The sequence below is a fragment of the Rhizorhabdus antheiae genome (genome assembly GCF_049889055.1).
In the GTDB taxonomy this organism is placed as follows: domain Bacteria; phylum Pseudomonadota; class Alphaproteobacteria; order Sphingomonadales; family Sphingomonadaceae; genus Rhizorhabdus.
Genome location: NZ_JBLTWO010000010.1, coordinates 44,034 through 59,035 on the forward strand (window position 1 = coordinate 44,034; position 15,002 = coordinate 59,035).

Below are 15,002 nucleotides of genomic sequence, written 5' to 3' on the forward strand. Positions count from 1 at the left end.
TCAGCCGATACCGAACAGCCGCGTCAGTGAGCGATCGAGCATCAGCAACTGCCACAGCAGCCGCCCATGATCGACCCGGCCGCCTTTGTGTTCGGTCACGATACGGTCGAGCGCGGCGACGTCGAACCAGCCCGTTTCGATCAGCGCCGACCCTTGCGCAATCCGCTGAGCCTCGGCGGCAAGCGGCCCGCGAAACCAGGCACTGATCGGGGTGGAAAAGCCCATTTTCCGGCGATAGAGGATCTCGTCGGGCAAATAGCGGCGCATCGCCTGCTTCATCAGCCATTTGCCCGTCCTTCCCCGAACCCGCATCGCTTGCGGCAGACGCGCGCCGAATTCGATCAGGCGATAATCGAGCAGCGGCTCGCGCGCTTCCAGGCTCACCGCCATGCTGGCGCGATCGACCTTGGTCAGGATATCGCCCGGCAGCCAGATCTTGAGGTCGGCATATTGGGCCCGGTCGAGCGGATCGCGCGCCGGCGCGTCGCGCATCGCCTTGATGTAGCGATCCTCCGCGCGATGCCCCTGCAGGTCGCGCACTGCCCGATCGGTGTAAAGGGCCAGGCGGGCCTCGCGCGCCGTCACGCCGACCGCCCCGGCATAGGCCTCTTCGCTCGACAGGCCGAGTTCGGCGAAGGTCGATCGCGCGCGCAGAAATTGCGGTGCCCAGTCGAGCTTGGGATAGAGGCGGCCGAGCGTGCCGAACAGGCCGGTGCGCAGGCGGGCCGGCATCACCGAACGCACGCGTTCCTCGTTCCGGAAGAAGACATAGCGCCGATAACCGGCAAAAGCCTCGTCTGCACCATCTCCCGACAACGCCACGGTCACCTGCTCGCGCGCCAGTTCGGACACCCGATAGGTCGGCAGCGCCGAGGCGTCGGCAAAGGGCTCGTCGAACGCCTCGACCAGCCGGTCGATCAGCCCATAATCCTCCGAGGATACGATCCGCGTCCGATGATCGGTGGCGAAGCGCTCGGCCACCTGCGCCGCATAGCGGGTTTCGTCATAATCGGGATGATCGAAGCCGATCGAACAGGTCTTCACCGCCTGCGGGCTCGCCTCTGCCATCAGCGCTACGACCGAGGAACTGTCGACCCCGCCGGACAGAAAGGCGCCGAGGGGCACGTCCGACACCATCCGATCAGTGACAGCGGAGCGCATCAGCGCGGTGAGCTCGTCCGATAGCGACGCAGCCGATCCGCGCGCGCGATCGGCGAAGCTGACGTCCCACCAGGCAATCGGCGCGGGCAGCCCCTGCCCCCGGCGCAGCATCAGATAATGGCCGGCCGGCAGCTTGCGCACACCGGCGAGGATGCAGGCATCGTCGGGCACATAACCCAGCCCGAGATAATCGTCGATCGCGCTGAAGTCGGGAGCACGCCGGAAGAGGGGATGCGCGAGCAGCGCCTTGAGCTCGGATCCGAACACCACGCTGCCGTCGGACAGCTCGGCATAATGAAGCGGCTTCACCCCGAGCCGGTCTCGCGCAAGGAACAGACAGCCGCGCTCGCGATCATGGATCGCAAAGGCGAACATCCCGTTCAGGCGCGACAGGCAGTCGGGTCCCCATTGGCGCCACGCCTCGACGATGACCTCGGTATCGCTGTTGGTCCGGAACTGGCGCCCGCAGGCCTGCAGCGCGGCGCGGACCTCGCGATAATTATAGACCTCGCCATTATAGGTGATGACAGCCTGTCCGTCGGCCGATTGCATCGGCTGTGCACCGCCGGCCAGATCGATGATCGCGAGGCGTCGATGCCCGAGCCCTACGCCGGGCGCCACCCAAAGATCGGCGCCGTCGGGACCGCGATGGGCGATCGCATCGGTCATCGCACGGACGCGTGCCGCATCGACGGGCTTGGCCGTCTGCAGATGATAGATGCCGGCAATACCGCACATAGAATGTTCAGCCGATCCCCAGCAGGCCGTCGAGCGCCGCGAGCTGCGCATCCCAGTCATAGCGATTTATGATCTGTTGGCGAGCCGCCCGCCCCATCGCAGCCGCCTCGTCGGGGTGAGTCAGCATATGGCTGACGGCATTCGCCATCTCATAGCCATGGGCGACGATCAGATGCTTGCCCGGTTCGGCGTCGATCCCTTCGAACGCGGCAGGAGAGGCGACCACCGGGCGCGCCATCGCCATCGCCTCGAGCACCTTGTTCTGCACGCCTCGGGCGATATCGAGCGGCGCGACGACGACCGAAGCCGCAGCGAGCCAGGGTCGCACGTCGGGCACTTCGCCGGTGACGATGACATTTTTCAGCTTGGCGAGTTCGCGCACGGCAGGCGTCGGGTTGCGTCCGACGACCGCGAACAGCGTGGCCGGATGCTTGGCGCGGATGGCAGGGAAGGTGCGCCGCGCGAAATAGCACACCGCGTCGACATTGGGCCGGTAATCCATCTGTCCGGTGAAGACGAGCATCGGCTCGGCACCCTCCACCCGCGGGAAACCGTCGGGTGCGAATTTCCGATGATCGATCCCATTGTCGAGCGCACGGACATGGCTGGTCGACAGACCCGCCCGCTTGCGGAACAGCGCGGCTTCGGCCTCGCTGACGAACAGGCTGACGTCCGCCCAGCGGCCGACGCTGTCCTCATATTCGGCAAGCAGGCGCCCCTCGCGCCGGTTGATCCAGGCCAGCGGCCCCCGGCCGGCCTTTCCGTATGCGACGAATTTCTCCGAATCGACGTCGACGAAGTCCATCACGAAGCGGCGGCCGATCCGGTCGTCGGGCACATATTGCGCCATCTGACCCGAATAGGCGAAGATCGTGTCGATCGGCCGTTCGGCGAGCAGATGGTCCACCATGCGCATGATGCGGCGCGACCCGAACGCCGCGATCGACACCGGCTCGCCGAGCACCAGCGCTTCCAGCCCGGCGCGCAGACGTGATTTGCTGCGGATCTCGATGTGGAGCGACGCCAGCATCGGCAGCAATTCCTTCGCCCGCCGGCGATCCTCCTCATTGTCCACGAAGCCGAGCAAATGAACCGGGCGCCGCGCCGCGATATGGCGCAGCATGTGAAAACTGCGAATCCTGTCGCCGCGATCGGGCGGGAAAGGGATGCGGTGGGCGAGGAACAGGATTTCGCCGGTCATCCCAGCCCCCGCGCGATCCAGGGCCCGATGCGGTTGGCGACCGCCAGCGGCAGCCGCTGCCACAGCGCGATCTGCAGCCGATATTTGGGGTTCAGCGGGTTGATCTGCCGGGGTGCCTGCCCGTCGGCCGTGCGGACCGCATAGGCAAGCGGCTGCGGCTCGAACCCCCAATTCTTCTTGAATGCGAAGGCACCCGTGCCGAATTTCGACCGGCCGAAATCGAATCGCGAACACCCCCGCTGCCGGGCGTGGAGCATCAGCGAATAATACATCCGATCATTGGCCCGCCACGTCCTGGCATCCGTGGTACCGCCGCCCCAATAGGGCAGCACCGCCCCCTTGTGGTACAGGCTCAGCACGCTCGCGAGCGGCTTCCCCTCGTGGCGGATCGTCAGGATATCGGCGTCTTCGGGAAAGGCATCGAGCACCGCGTCGAACAATGCGCGCGGAAAGACCGGCGTGCCCAGATTGCGGACGCTTTCGGCATAGACCGCATAATGATCGCGCCGGTCCGCCTCGTCCCGCCCGATAGCGACCGTCAGATCGAAACCGAGCGCCCGCCGCACCTCGGCCCGCTGCTTGCGAGGGATAGCGAGCAGTTCCTGGTCGTCATCTTCCGCGAGCGACCTGACGAAGCCGGCATAGACGCCCTGCTCGACATGCCAGGCGGGATCATCCGGAGCGGTCCCGCCGCGCAGTTCGAGCGAGGGACAGGACAAACGCCCCGCAAGCACCCAGGCGGCCTCCGCGAGCGCATCGACCGTCGCGCGATCGTCGGCGATCGGTCCGCCGCCAACCGCGAAACCAGCCGACACCAGCGCTCTGCCAAACAGCGGCGAATGCACCTCCGACAGCGGCATGACCCCGCATAGCTGGCCTTCGCACCGCGCGACGAGATAATGAGCCTCCTGCCCGCAGGACTGCTCGACAGCGACGCTCCAGCCCGGTCGATGAAAGAAGCTGCCCTCGGGATGATCGGCGACATAGCGCTCGATCGCTCGGCACGTTCCCCGATCGGACAGGTCGGCACGACCGATTTCCGCCATGGTCAGGCCGCCCTCGCCGCTTCTGCGCCTACGATCCGGTCGATCCGATCCCACGCGAAGTCGCCGATCGCCCGCTCCAGCTTGCCCTCCATCGCGGACAGCCGGGCATAATGGCGCAGCCGCGACCGCAGCGGGGCGTGCGTCACGCGCGGCTGTCCCGGGTCGATCTCCCAGGGGTGGAAATAGAAGATGCCGGGCCGCCCTTCCGCATTCACCTGCCGGATCGCCCAGCGCGAGAATGCATAAGGGAAGAGACGGAAGAAGCCACCGCCACCGGCCGCGACCGTCCGACCGCCGAAACGGGCGGTGGTCACCGGCAGTTCGATCAGATCGGCCCCGGCCATGGGTCGGAAGGCGAAGCGCGGGGCTTCCGGCCAGCCATAATGGTCATGCACGACCGGCGCGACGCTGGAGGAATAGGCATAGCCTTCCTCCGCCAATATCTCATGCGCCCAGGGCGTGCGCGCGTCGATAGAGAAGCTCGGCGCACGATAGCCGACCACCCGGCAGCCGCCGAGATCCTCGAGAACCCCGCGCGTACGGCGCAAATCCTCGCGAAACTGAGCCGGCGTCATGGTGAATACGCGCACATGGTCCCAGCCATGGCTGGCGACCTCATGGCCCGCTGCGACGATTCGGCGGATCAGCCCGGGGCAGCGCTCCGCCACCCAGCCCAAAGTGAAGAATGTGGCCTTGGCCCCGGCGCGGCCAAACAGATCGATGACGGCATCGCTATTGCGTTCGACACGCGACGGCAGATTATCCCAGTCCTCCCGCCGGATGCATTTTTCGAATGCTCCGACCTGGAACCAGTCCTCTATGTCGACCGAAAGGCCGTTGGTCACCATCGCCCGGTCAGGCCGGCCCCTGCCCTCCGCCGTCCGGCCGCCGCAGCGGCACCGAAACGGGGGCGGCAGGTTGCGGATTGAGCTGAGGATCCGTCTCGACCAGTTCGACAAGCAGGGTCAGCGTGCGACGCAGGATCGCCTCCTGCTCGGCCAAGCGCGTTTCCAGCTCTGCGTTACGCGCGGCATGGTCGACCAACGCCGGATCGGTGGCGGGCGTCGGTTCGACGCTAACCGGTTGCGAAACCGGCGTCGGCGCGGGCTGCGGAACCGGGGGTTCGGCTATTTGCGGAGGGGGAAAGGGCGGCATCGCCGAGGCAGGAGGCGCAGCTGCCTCCGAAGACGGCGTCGTCCAGTCCTGTTCGACCTTCCACACGGGGGCATTGACGGGCTGCCGCGCAGGTTCGGGTATCGGCTGCCGCGCGGTTTCCGGCGTCGAAGCGGAAACCGGAGGCCATTCGGGTGCCTGTTCGGCGGGCTGTTCGACAGCCCAGCTCGGCACCGATGGCGCGGCTGGCGGTTCGGCCGCGACCGACCGACTGAGCTCGGGCGGAACATTACCATCGAAACGAGGCGGCTGCTCGATCGTGGGCGGCGGAAAATGTCCGCGCAAGGCCGCCAGGGGATCGGCAGCCAGCCCGCTCAACGGGTCTGAGGGAGAGCCGGGACGCTCCTCCTCTTCCGGCGGGGCATAGCTGGTATAAGATGGTCGCATCGCCTGTGGCGAAGGCTCGGCTGGCGCCGGCGGCACCGGTGCGACGAAAGACGCCGAAGGCTCCTGCGGCGCATAGGGCACAGGCTCCGGAGCCGGGAAGGGCGTCGCCAGCGGGGGCACTGACATGGACACCGCCGGTTGCGGCGCAGGCTCGGATTCGGAAGGCGGGAAGACCGGGTCCAGATCGGACGGCATCGCCTGCGCGCGCGGCTGCGGCCCCTGGGCGGGCATGATGCTTTCGCTGGCCAGATCCGAGGCGACGTCGTCGACCACCTCGCCGTCGATGTCGGTCAGGCGTTCGATCGCGCCCTGAAGCATGACGCGCCCGGCCAGCATATTGAGCCGGCGCGGAATGCCGCCCGACAGCCGGTGAAAGGCATCATAGGCATCCTGGGCGAAGCGCGGCGTACCCTTCCAGCCGGCGCAGGCCAACCGGTGCATGACATAGGGGGCGACCTCTTCGGGGCCCATGGCGGTCAGGTGGTGAGTGGCGATCACCCGCTGGCGCAATTGCTCGAACCGGGGTTGCGCCAGCGCGTCTCGGAACTCCGGCTGGCCCAGCAGGAATATCTGCAGGAGGGCCTGTCCGCCATATTGGAAATTGGACAGCATCCGCAGCTCTTCGAGCGCGGAAATAGGAAGGTTTTGCGCCTCGTCGACGATCAACAGAGTCCGCTTCCCGCCACGCGCCTGCTCGTGCAGGAAACGCTCGATCCGCGCAAGCAGCTGGCCCTTGGCGGCGACATCGGTCGCAACCCCCAGCGCCAGCGCGACGATACGGAGGATGTCCTCCCCCTCGAGCTGGGTCGATACCAGGTTGATCGCGGTCAGGCGCGAGCGGTCGATCGTCGCCATCAGGCGACCGACCAGCATGGTCTTGCCGGTGCCGACCTCGCCGGTAACGACGATGAAGCCTTCGCCCTGCGCCAGGCCATAGCCCAAATAGGTCATCGCCTTGCGGTGGGTCGCGCTTTCGAAATAGAAGCGCGGATCCGGCGTCAGCTGGAACGGCCGATCCGTCAGGCCATAGGGATCATGGTCCAAAGCGACCCTCCCTCTTGCTGGATGGGAAAACGATCATATCAGAAGCGATATTGCAGGCCGACTTGCGCACGCCCGGAGACATCAGCCGTGAGCCCATCCTGCTTCGACGCATCTACCGCCACACTCGCCTGCATCTGTATCCCGCGCCCAAATGTGCGGAAATAATTCGCACTGGCGGAACCCGACAGCACGTCGGATGCCCCCACCTGACCGTTCTTAAACATGTTGCCGGTAAAAGAAAAGGATACGCCCGACTGCCGGGTGAGCTGTCCGCCGACCGCAAAATTGCCGAAAATGCTCTGATCGACGACGCCTGCGAGCGACACCACGGCGTTCGGATCGTCGATATAGTTGCGGCGGGTATAGCCCATCCCGGCGGAGACATTCCACTGGCGCAAGGCGCGGGTGAAGATGATGCTGGCCCCGCGCTCGCGATACATGTTTGCGGAGGCCTGCCCGAGCGAGCCGCCGATGCAGCGCCCCGATCCCGCTGCCTTGCCGAACAGACAGTTCTGGAAGGAGCTCGTCGGATCGATCGCCTGGCCGAGATCGAGATTGACGGGGGAACTGGCCAGACCACTGGTCAGCCCCTGCCCGAAGCTCTGGATCTGATCGCTGACGATGAGGGTGAGGCCGGTCTTCTCGCTCGGCTTCATTTCGACCAGACCCGTGACGGAGAAGCCGCCATAGCGATAGCCGGCACGCGCCTCGAAGCGGGAGCGACGGCTGGGTCGCCAGATCACCCCCGCATCGGCAATGATACCATTGACGTCATAGGTGAGCACGCGCGGCTTGCTGACGTCGGAGACGAAGCCGCCGCCGCGACCGATCACCGGCAGGCCGGTCAGGCTGTCGATCAGCGCCTCGCGCTCGGTGGTGCGAGTCTTTTCGTAGCCGGCGCTGGTGACGAGCGCGATCGTCCGCGCCACCGGCAGCTTGATCTCGCCGATGATGTTGAGAGCCCGGAGCTGCTGGTCCAGGTTCGACAAGTCCTCGGCCCGAACCTCGCCGCTGAGCTTCCAGTCGAACGGTAGCGCGCTGCGCTCCATGCCCAGCGACAGCTGCGCCTGCTGCGAAACAGAACTGTCGAAGCGATCGGTAACGGGACCGGTCGAGAAGGTGCCCCCATCGCTCTTGTTCTTGGTATAGCCGTAACGATAATTGGCCGAGAAGCCGAGGTCGCCGATCCGGTGGGCGAGCATCGGCTGGATATAGCCCGAATAAGTCTGGGTGAGGTTGCGGCCGCTGCCGAAATTGGTTGGCGGCGCGGGGCCGCTCGGATCGATGCGGCTGCGCGTGACGATACCGCCGCCCTGCACCGTGAGCCATTCCTCGATGACGACGGCCTGCGCCTGCATCACCCCGTCCTGCACGAAAGACTGCTGCGTATCGCCCATTTCGGGGATGCGATAAGCGAGCCGATAGGTCCCTGATACGGTCACGCGACGGTTGGTGATCTGCGCAGCCAGCGTTCCCGAAACCTCGGTGTAGGTGAGATCTTCGACGCCTTGCCCGCTGAGTTGGGACTGGACCACCTGCTGGATGTCGAAGAAGGCGCCGATCTGCGGGCGTTCGGCATGGGCAGCACCACAGGCGGCCCCTCCGGCGAAGAGACCCAGCAGAGCTTGCGCTGTCGGCCGCCTCATCGCGGTGCTTCGTAGCCGTAATAGCTGCCGAAACGACGGGCATTGGGCGCGAAGCGCGCGCCATTGAGCAGAAGCTGGATCTCCTCGCAGCCGCCGAGCAGCAGCACCGCGTCGCGCAACTCCGCCTCGCCGGTCTTGTCCGCGCGCACGACGAGCAGCACCTGCCCCACATGATAGGCCAGCACCGACGCCGGCGACGCCGCCAGCGCCGGCGGGCTATCGAACAGGATGATGCGATTCGGCTTGGTCGACAGGCGTTCGATGATCTGCCGGGTCCGGTCGGCGGCGATCAGTTCGGTCGCCTCATTGGTGTATTTGCCCGACGGCAGGACCGACAGATTGCCGACATCGGTCTTGATGACCAGCGTCTCGACATCGACATCGGGGTCGGCGAGCGCGTCCATCAGTCCGACCGGCCCCTCGATGCCCAGGGTCGACAACACAGTGGGCTTCGCGAAGTCGCCATCGATCAGCAGCACCTCGATGTCGCGTTCGTTCGCCATCGACAGCGCCAGATTGACCGCGCAGAAGGTCTTGCCCTCGTTCGCCTGCGCCGAACAGATCAGGATGCGGCGACCATTTGGCAGGGCGGTCGGCCCGATCGCGTTGAGCAGCAGCGTCCGCTTGACGATGCGGAACTCCTCGGCGAGCGCGGTGATCGCCGCGTCGGGCATGACAAAGCCCTGGTCGATCAGATCGGCGCGATTCACCTTGGCGGTGCGATAGACGATTTCGGGCGCCGCCAGCGCGACCGGTTCGGGCGCTGCGGCCGGCAGGACCGATGGGGTCGCCGCTGGTGGCGGCGTGGCGGGCTGTTCCGGCTCGGGCGCAGGCAGGGAAACCGAGGGTGGCGCTTCGAGCACCGGGGCCTGAGCCGCGCCCGCACCGAGGCTGATCGGCTCGGGCGAAAGGCTAGGCGACAGCGGCACGTCGAGCACCGGCGGATGCCCCATGCTGCCGGGATCGGGCATCACCACGCGCGCGCGCAGCACCGCCTCGAAGTCATAGACCGATCCCGCGCGCTCGATCAGCGACCCGCGACGGCGGCGCTTCCTGGCAGGCGGCTTGGAGCTGTCGTCATCCACGGTCACGACACCATGATCCGCTTGATGAACTCGATCAACATCAACAGCATGAACATACCGGGAAGACCGGCCGCTGCGGATGAGAACCACATCATCTGTTTGCGCCGCACCAGCCGGGTATCGGCGGTGATGACCTCCGAAATCGAACCCAGCACCGGCAGGCCGCTGGCCTTGGCGAGCTGCTGTGTGGTGGTGAAGACGCTCGACAGCTGGCTCTTGGCAAAGCCGACACCGGCACCGACCACGACCCCCGCGATCAGCACGGCGGTCAGCAACATCGTCCGGTTCGGAGCAGCCGGCTCGCGCGGCAAGGAAGGCTGGTCGATCACGCGAAAGCGGACGCCGTCGGTCTTGCCGGTCGCATCCGACCGCAGTTTCGCGGACTCACGCCGTTCGAGCAGCTTGTTATACTGGTCGCGCAGCACGTCATAATCGCGATCGAGCCGGGACTGGTCGATCTGCTGGCCCGGCGCCGTGATCTGCCGCTGGCCGATCAGGGTTATGGCCTGATCGAGCTGCTGCTTGCGCGCCTCGAGTGCCGCGACATTGCCCTGGCGCTCGGCCTGCATCGACTTGAGCGAGACATAGACCGGGTTGGGCGTCATCGGGACCGACCGGGTTCCGCCTCGCGCCTTTTCCGCGCGGAGCTGCGACAGCTGAGCCCGGGTTGCGATGACGTCGGGGTGCTTCTCGGTCCAGCCGCGCGAAATCGCTTCCGACAGCTGCCCTTCCAGAGAGGCGATGCGCTGGTCGATCGTGTCCATCCCGCCGATGCTGCCCGCCGGGATCTGCGCGGGGGTCGCCGCAAGCTGCCCGTTCATCGCCGCGAGCGCACTGCGAGCCTGCATCAAATTCGATTCGAGACTGATCATCTCGTTGCGAACGGCGTCCATGCGCTGTTCAAGCGTACCGGTGCCCGGCAGGGCGCCCAGCGTGTCCTGCGTGATCTGCGCGCGGCGGCGGTCGACATCGGCCAGTTCCTTGGCGCGCCGCGCCAGTTCCTGGTCGAGGAAGCGCAAGGCCTCTTCGTTGTTCGTCTTCGAACCGATCACATTCTCCTGGACGAAGATGTCGATCAGTTGCTGTGTCACGCTACGAACGATGAAGGCGGTCTGCTGCTCCGATATGCCATTGAGGCTGATGCGGGTCTTGATCTCCAGCAGGTCCTCACCCTGGGCGGTGATCGAGATCCCCCCGCGCAAGGCACCGATCAGCGACAGGGCTTCATAGGCGGTCAGCGGCCGTTCGCCATTGGAGACGTTCTTGACGACGCGCTTGAGCATTTCCGTCGACGTCAGCGACTGGCGCACGCGATCGACGCTGCGCTGCATGTCGCCCTCGGAGCCATCACCGAACAGCGACTTCACCTGCACCTGGATGCGCGCGCTGCTTTCATAGGCGGCCGGAACGCGCATGACCATGACCCAGCCGACCAGGCAAAAGGCCCAGGCAACCGCGAGTGCGAGCCAGCGCATGCGCCAGATCGAGTAGAGCGCGATGCGAATCTCGGTGTAGATCGCTTCCATCGTCTAGTCAGCCGCCCCCACGGTCACCGGACTCAGAACAAGCTCTCGGGAATGATGATCACATCCCCTGGCAGCAGCTTCACATTTGCCTTGATGTCGCCGCGCTTCAAGAGGCTGTCGATCCGCAGGCGATATTCCTCCTGCTTCTTGGTCTCAGGATTGTAGCGAATGAGCTTGGCTCGATTGCCAGCCGCATATTGCGACAGCCCGCCAACCGTTATCATGACGTCGAGCAACGTCATGTCGGCGCGATAGGAAACCGTCGACGGCTTCTCGGCGGCGCCAACGATTCGGATCTGCTGGGCGAAGGTGCCCGAGAAGTTATTGACGATCACCGAAACGATAGGGTCGCTGATATAGGTCGACAGCGCATTGTGAATGTCGTCGGACAGCTGCGTCGGCGTCCTGCCGACAGCGACCATATCATTGATCAGCGGCAAGGTGATGCGGCCATCAGGGCGCACCTGGACCTGTGCGCCCAGTTCGGGGTTGCGCCAGACGAACACCGTCAGCGAGTCGAGCGGGCCGATCGTATAATCATCGCCGGGCTGGCCGCCTTGTGGCACGAAAGGCGCCGGCGGCAGTTCCTTCTCGGCCGCGACGACGGGAGACAGGGCGGTCGTCGCCACGAAGGCGGCCGCAGCTATCGACGTCCAAAGCTTAGCACGCATGGCCATCACCGATCCTCCGGGGCATTTGCAACGCTGATCCGCCCCATCTTCACACCCAATTCGCCCCAATCCCCGCGTCATGCCGCACAAACCCTGAACTATTGCTTAGAATCACAGGATGCGGGCGCCGTCTATGGTTAATTCCTTTGCCTCTCCCTGCCCCAGAAAACGAGCCGGGCTCGCAGTCGCTCCATAGGCACCGGCAAGATACAGGGCGATTAGGTCGCCGACCCCTGCGACCGACAGTTGCACCTGATCTCCGAGACGGTCGAGCGGCGTGCAGAGGCAGCCCACCACCGAGACTGTCTCCACTCTATCCGACTCTCCGCTTTTGGTCAAAGAAATCGGATAGTTACGGCGCACGACGGTACCGAAATTGCCGCTCGCAGCCAGTTGGTGATGCAAGCCGCCATCGACCACCAGGAAGGTCTCGCCATGGCTCTCCTTGCGGTCGACGATCCGCGTCAGATAGACGCCAGCCTCCCCCACCAGCCAGCGCCCCAGCTCGATTGTAAATTCTGTGCACTCAAGCATGGCCCCACGTCCGGCGAGGGTCTGCGCGAGCGCCGCGCCCACCCGTGCTTCGTCGAGCGGCTTGTCGGTGGAGAAATAGGGAATGCCGAAGCCGCCCCCCAGATTGACGTGCGGCGGCGCCACGCCTGCGTCGCGGCTGATCCGGTCGGCGAGCGCCACGGCAGATGCCTGAGCCTCGATCAGCGCCTCGGCATCGAGCGCCTGCGACCCCGCGAAGATGTGAAGGCCACGATAGACGCCGCCTCTTTCTTCGATACGGCCGATCAGCGGGGCGACGCGATCGGCATCGATCCCGAAGGGCTTGGCTCCGCCCCCCATCTTCATTCCCGAGCCCTTCAGCTCGAAGTCCGGATTGACCCGCAGGGCCAGGCGTGGCGTCGAGCCCCGGGCGCGACCCAGCGCCAGCGCACGGTCGAGTTCGGACGCGGATTCCACGTTGATCGTGATGCCGGCCTCGATCGCGGCTTCCAGTTCGCGGTCGCGCTTGCCCGGCCCGGCGAAGGAGATGCGGCGCGGCTCCATGCCGGCGTCGAGCGCCAGCCGCGCCTCTCCGCCCGAAGCGATATCGAAACCGTCGACCAGACCCGCCATCGCCGCCAGCAGCGGGGGATGCGGATTGGCCTTCACTGCATAATGGAGCGACACGCCGGGAAAGGCGGCGCGAAAGCGCCCCACCTTTCGGCGCACGATGGCGAGATCATAGACGAATAGCGGCGTATCGCCCGCGAGCGCGGCCCACGCGTCGGCGGTCCGCCCACCGAGCATCAGCGCGCCGTCCTGCCAGACATGATCGGCGGGAATGGGACCGGTGGGCTTCATGCGTCCTTCTCCGCTTGGGCAAGGGCTGCGCTGCGCAGCGCGACCCGATCGAGCTTGCCGTTTGCGTTGCGCGGCAATTCATCCTGCCAGACGATGTGCGACGGTTGCATGAAGGACGGCAGGTTCCGGCGAAACCAATCGCGCAGGCGTTCGTCGGCATCGTCGACCTGAGGCCGCGCATAGAGCCAGATGACCTGCCCCTGCCGCTCGTCGGGCAGGCCCAGGGCGACCACTTCGGCCGTCGCGCCGCTGGTGATCGCCGCCTCCTCGATTTCGGTCGGGCTGATGCGATTGCCCGACACCTTCATCATCTCGTCATCGCGGCCGATGAAGCGCAGCAGGCCATCCCGGTCGCGCACCACCGTGTCGCCCGACCAGACGGCGATGCCGCCATGCACCGAAGCCGCCGGCGCCGGACGGAAGCGTAGTGCGGTCCGCTCCACATCCTGCCAATAGCCTTGGGCCACGAGCGGGCCGGCATGGACCAGTTCGCCCGGCTGATCGTCGGCAGCCACGCTGCCGTCGGGCCGGACGACGAGGATTTCAGCGAAAGGGATCGCCTTGCCGATCGAGTCGGGATGGGCATCGATCAGAGCGGGATCGAGATAGGTCGAACGGAAGGCCTCGGTGAGCCCATACATCGAGAAAAGGCGCGCTTCCGGGAACAGCGCACGCAGCCGCCGGACCAGAGCGACGCTCATCCGTCCCCCGGTGTTGGTCAGCCGGCGCAGCGATCCGATCGCCTCGGCGGGCCAGTCTGCCTCTGCCAGCTGTATCCACAGCGGCGGAACACCGGCGAGGGTGGTAATCCCATGCCGTCCTACCGCGCGGATCACGTCGCGCGGGGTCAGATAATCGAGCGGATGGACACAGCCCCCGGCCGCCCAGGTCGACAACAGCTGGTTCTGCCCATAATCGAAACTCAGCGGCAGCACCGCAAGCGTCCGGTCGTCGCTATCGAGGCCCAGATAATGGGCGACCGACACCGCGCCGAGCCAGAGATTGGCATGGCTCAGCATCACCCCCTTGGGCCGTCCGGTCGACCCCGACGTGTAGAGGATCGCCGTAAGGTCAGCTGGATCGGCGACGGACGGCGGCAGCTCATCGCCGGAAGAGAGCAGCGCCCCCCCCTCCTCCTCCTCGATCGCCAAGGCGCAGTCCCCCGGCCTGTCTTCTCCCTCCAGCGTCGTGGCACGCCCCTGCCCGGCAATCAGCAGCCGGGCGCCGCTGTCGGTCAGGATGTGCGATACCTGATGATGCTTGAGCTGCGGGTTGATCGGGACATGGACCAGCCCGGCGCGGGCGGAGGCGAGGGGGAGAATGCAGGCCAGCCTGCCCTTGGCCATCCAGCTCGCCACCCGGTCACCCGGATGCAGCCCGCGCGCCTTCAAACCGGCGGCCAGCCGCCCGACCGCCTCGTCGAGCCCGGCATGGTCGAGCAGCCCGTTCCGGTCCACGAGCGCAGGCGCCGAGCGATCGCCGCGAAGGGCGAGATGATCGAGCGGGCGGGGAACGGGATCTGCGACGACGGGCATCGCCTGACAGCTAGGGACTGGCGGCGGGATGGGCAACCGGCTGCGGACAATGCCTATCCGAATCTTGTTCCGCGCCATCAATGCGTCTAGGGAGCCGCCACTTCCGAACCGCGAGGACCATCCGACGTGAGCGCAGCCGATTTCGAGAGCACCGAGCAAGCCGTTCGCGCCGTTCTCGTGGAGAGCCTGTCGCTGGATGTCGCGCGCGTCGACGGGTTCGGTGCCGACACGCAGCTGTTCGGATCACTGCCCGAACTCGATTCCATGGCGGTCGCCGGGTTGCTGACGGCGCTCGAAGACCGGCTCGACATCATCATCGACGATGACGAGGTCGACGGCGAGATGCTGGAAAGCTTCGGCGCGCTGCTGGCGTTCGTGGAGCGCAAGCTCAAGCGCTGAACGAGCGGGGCGGCCGGCCGCCCCGCCCAAGTAGGTA

The 15,002-nt window shown here is 66.0% G+C and carries 12 protein-coding genes; 1 reads left to right on the forward strand and 11 read right to left on the reverse strand.

What is annotated here, in order from left to right; translation table 11 throughout:
• From ACNI3R_RS17175 to ACNI3R_RS17225, 11 genes are all read right to left on the reverse strand, one after another.
• Window positions 1-1,899, reverse strand: coding sequence for an XrtA/PEP-CTERM system amidotransferase (locus ACNI3R_RS17175; RefSeq protein WP_426185574.1), 1,899 nt, complete (start codon window positions 1,897-1,899; stop codon window positions 1-3).
• Window positions 1,900-1,906: 7 nt separating this feature from the next.
• Window positions 1,907-3,100, reverse strand: a complete 1,194-nt coding sequence (locus ACNI3R_RS17180; RefSeq protein WP_426185576.1) for a TIGR03087 family PEP-CTERM/XrtA system glycosyltransferase — start codon at window positions 3,098-3,100, stop codon at window positions 1,907-1,909.
• Complete coding sequence (locus ACNI3R_RS17185) at window positions 3,097-4,146, reverse strand: FemAB family XrtA/PEP-CTERM system-associated protein (protein WP_426185578.1); 1,050 nt, start codon at window positions 4,144-4,146, stop codon at window positions 3,097-3,099. The genes ACNI3R_RS17180 and ACNI3R_RS17185 overlap by 4 nt, the downstream gene beginning before the upstream one ends.
• Window positions 4,147-4,148: 2 nt before the next feature.
• Entirely contained in the window at window positions 4,149-4,994 is an 846-nt protein-coding gene (locus ACNI3R_RS17190; protein ID WP_426185580.1) for an XrtA system polysaccharide deacetylase, read from the reverse strand.
• A 7-nt stretch (window positions 4,995-5,001) separates the two neighbouring features.
• Complete coding sequence (locus tag ACNI3R_RS17195) at window positions 5,002-6,750, reverse strand: ExeA family protein (protein ID WP_426185582.1); 1,749 nt, start codon at window positions 6,748-6,750, stop codon at window positions 5,002-5,004.
• 38 nt (window positions 6,751-6,788) lie between these two features.
• Window positions 6,789-8,396, reverse strand: coding sequence for a porin family protein (locus tag ACNI3R_RS17200; RefSeq protein WP_426185584.1), 1,608 nt, complete (start codon window positions 8,394-8,396; stop codon window positions 6,789-6,791).
• Window positions 8,393-9,487, reverse strand: coding sequence for an AAA family ATPase (locus ACNI3R_RS17205; RefSeq protein ID WP_426185585.1), 1,095 nt, complete (start codon window positions 9,485-9,487; stop codon window positions 8,393-8,395). Before ACNI3R_RS17205 ends, ACNI3R_RS17200 begins: the two co-directional genes overlap by 4 nt.
• A complete protein-coding gene (locus ACNI3R_RS17210) occupies window positions 9,484-11,007 on the reverse strand; it encodes an XrtA system polysaccharide chain length determinant (RefSeq protein ID WP_426185587.1) in 1,524 nt (507 codons plus the stop codon). Before ACNI3R_RS17210 ends, ACNI3R_RS17205 begins: the two co-directional genes overlap by 4 nt.
• Window positions 11,008-11,039: 32 nt before the next feature.
• Complete coding sequence (locus ACNI3R_RS17215; RefSeq protein ID WP_426185589.1) at window positions 11,040-11,684, reverse strand: XrtA/PEP-CTERM system exopolysaccharide export protein; 645 nt, start codon at window positions 11,682-11,684, stop codon at window positions 11,040-11,042.
• 105 nt (window positions 11,685-11,789) lie between these two features.
• On the reverse strand, window positions 11,790-13,031 hold the full coding sequence (locus tag ACNI3R_RS17220; protein ID WP_426185591.1) for a pyridoxal-dependent decarboxylase, exosortase A system-associated: 1,242 nt from the start codon (window positions 13,029-13,031) through the stop codon (window positions 11,790-11,792).
• Window positions 13,028-14,566: an acyl-CoA ligase (AMP-forming), exosortase A system-associated gene (locus tag ACNI3R_RS17225; protein WP_426185593.1), complete on the reverse strand. Its 1,539-nt coding sequence runs from the start codon at window positions 14,564-14,566 to the stop codon at window positions 13,028-13,030. The genes ACNI3R_RS17220 and ACNI3R_RS17225 overlap by 4 nt, the downstream gene beginning before the upstream one ends.
• A gap of 126 nt (window positions 14,567-14,692) precedes the next feature.
• Between ACNI3R_RS17225 and ACNI3R_RS17230 the strand changes: the two genes are divergently transcribed.
• Window positions 14,693-14,965: an acyl carrier protein gene (locus tag ACNI3R_RS17230; RefSeq protein WP_426185595.1), complete on the forward strand. Its 273-nt coding sequence runs from the start codon at window positions 14,693-14,695 to the stop codon at window positions 14,963-14,965.
• Window positions 14,966-15,002 lie beyond the last annotated feature (37 nt).

Excerpts from the sequence above, each read along its gene's own strand:
- ACNI3R_RS17180 (WP_426185576.1), bottom strand. The coding sequence starts at position 3,100 with ATGACCGGCGAAATCCTGTTCCTCGCCCACCGCATCCCTTTCCCGCCC.
- ACNI3R_RS17200 (WP_426185584.1), bottom strand. The coding sequence starts at position 8,396 with ATGAGGCGGCCGACAGCGCAAGCTCTGCTGGGTCTCTTCGCCGGAGGG.
- ACNI3R_RS17185 (WP_426185578.1), bottom strand. The coding sequence starts at position 4,146 with ATGGCGGAAATCGGTCGTGCCGACCTGTCCGATCGGGGAACGTGCCGA.
- ACNI3R_RS17210 (WP_426185587.1), bottom strand. The coding sequence starts at position 11,007 with ATGGAAGCGATCTACACCGAGATTCGCATCGCGCTCTACTCGATCTGG.
- ACNI3R_RS17215 (WP_426185589.1), bottom strand. The coding sequence starts at position 11,684 with ATGGCCATGCGTGCTAAGCTTTGGACGTCGATAGCTGCGGCCGCCTTC.
- ACNI3R_RS17190 (WP_426185580.1), bottom strand. The coding sequence starts at position 4,994 with ATGGTGACCAACGGCCTTTCGGTCGACATAGAGGACTGGTTCCAGGTC.
- ACNI3R_RS17225 (WP_426185593.1), bottom strand. The coding sequence starts at position 14,566 with ATGCCCGTCGTCGCAGATCCCGTTCCCCGCCCGCTCGATCATCTCGCC.
- ACNI3R_RS17220 (WP_426185591.1), bottom strand. The coding sequence starts at position 13,031 with ATGAAGCCCACCGGTCCCATTCCCGCCGATCATGTCTGGCAGGACGGC.
- ACNI3R_RS17175 (WP_426185574.1), bottom strand. The coding sequence starts at position 1,899 with ATGTGCGGTATTGCCGGCATCTATCATCTGCAGACGGCCAAGCCCGTC.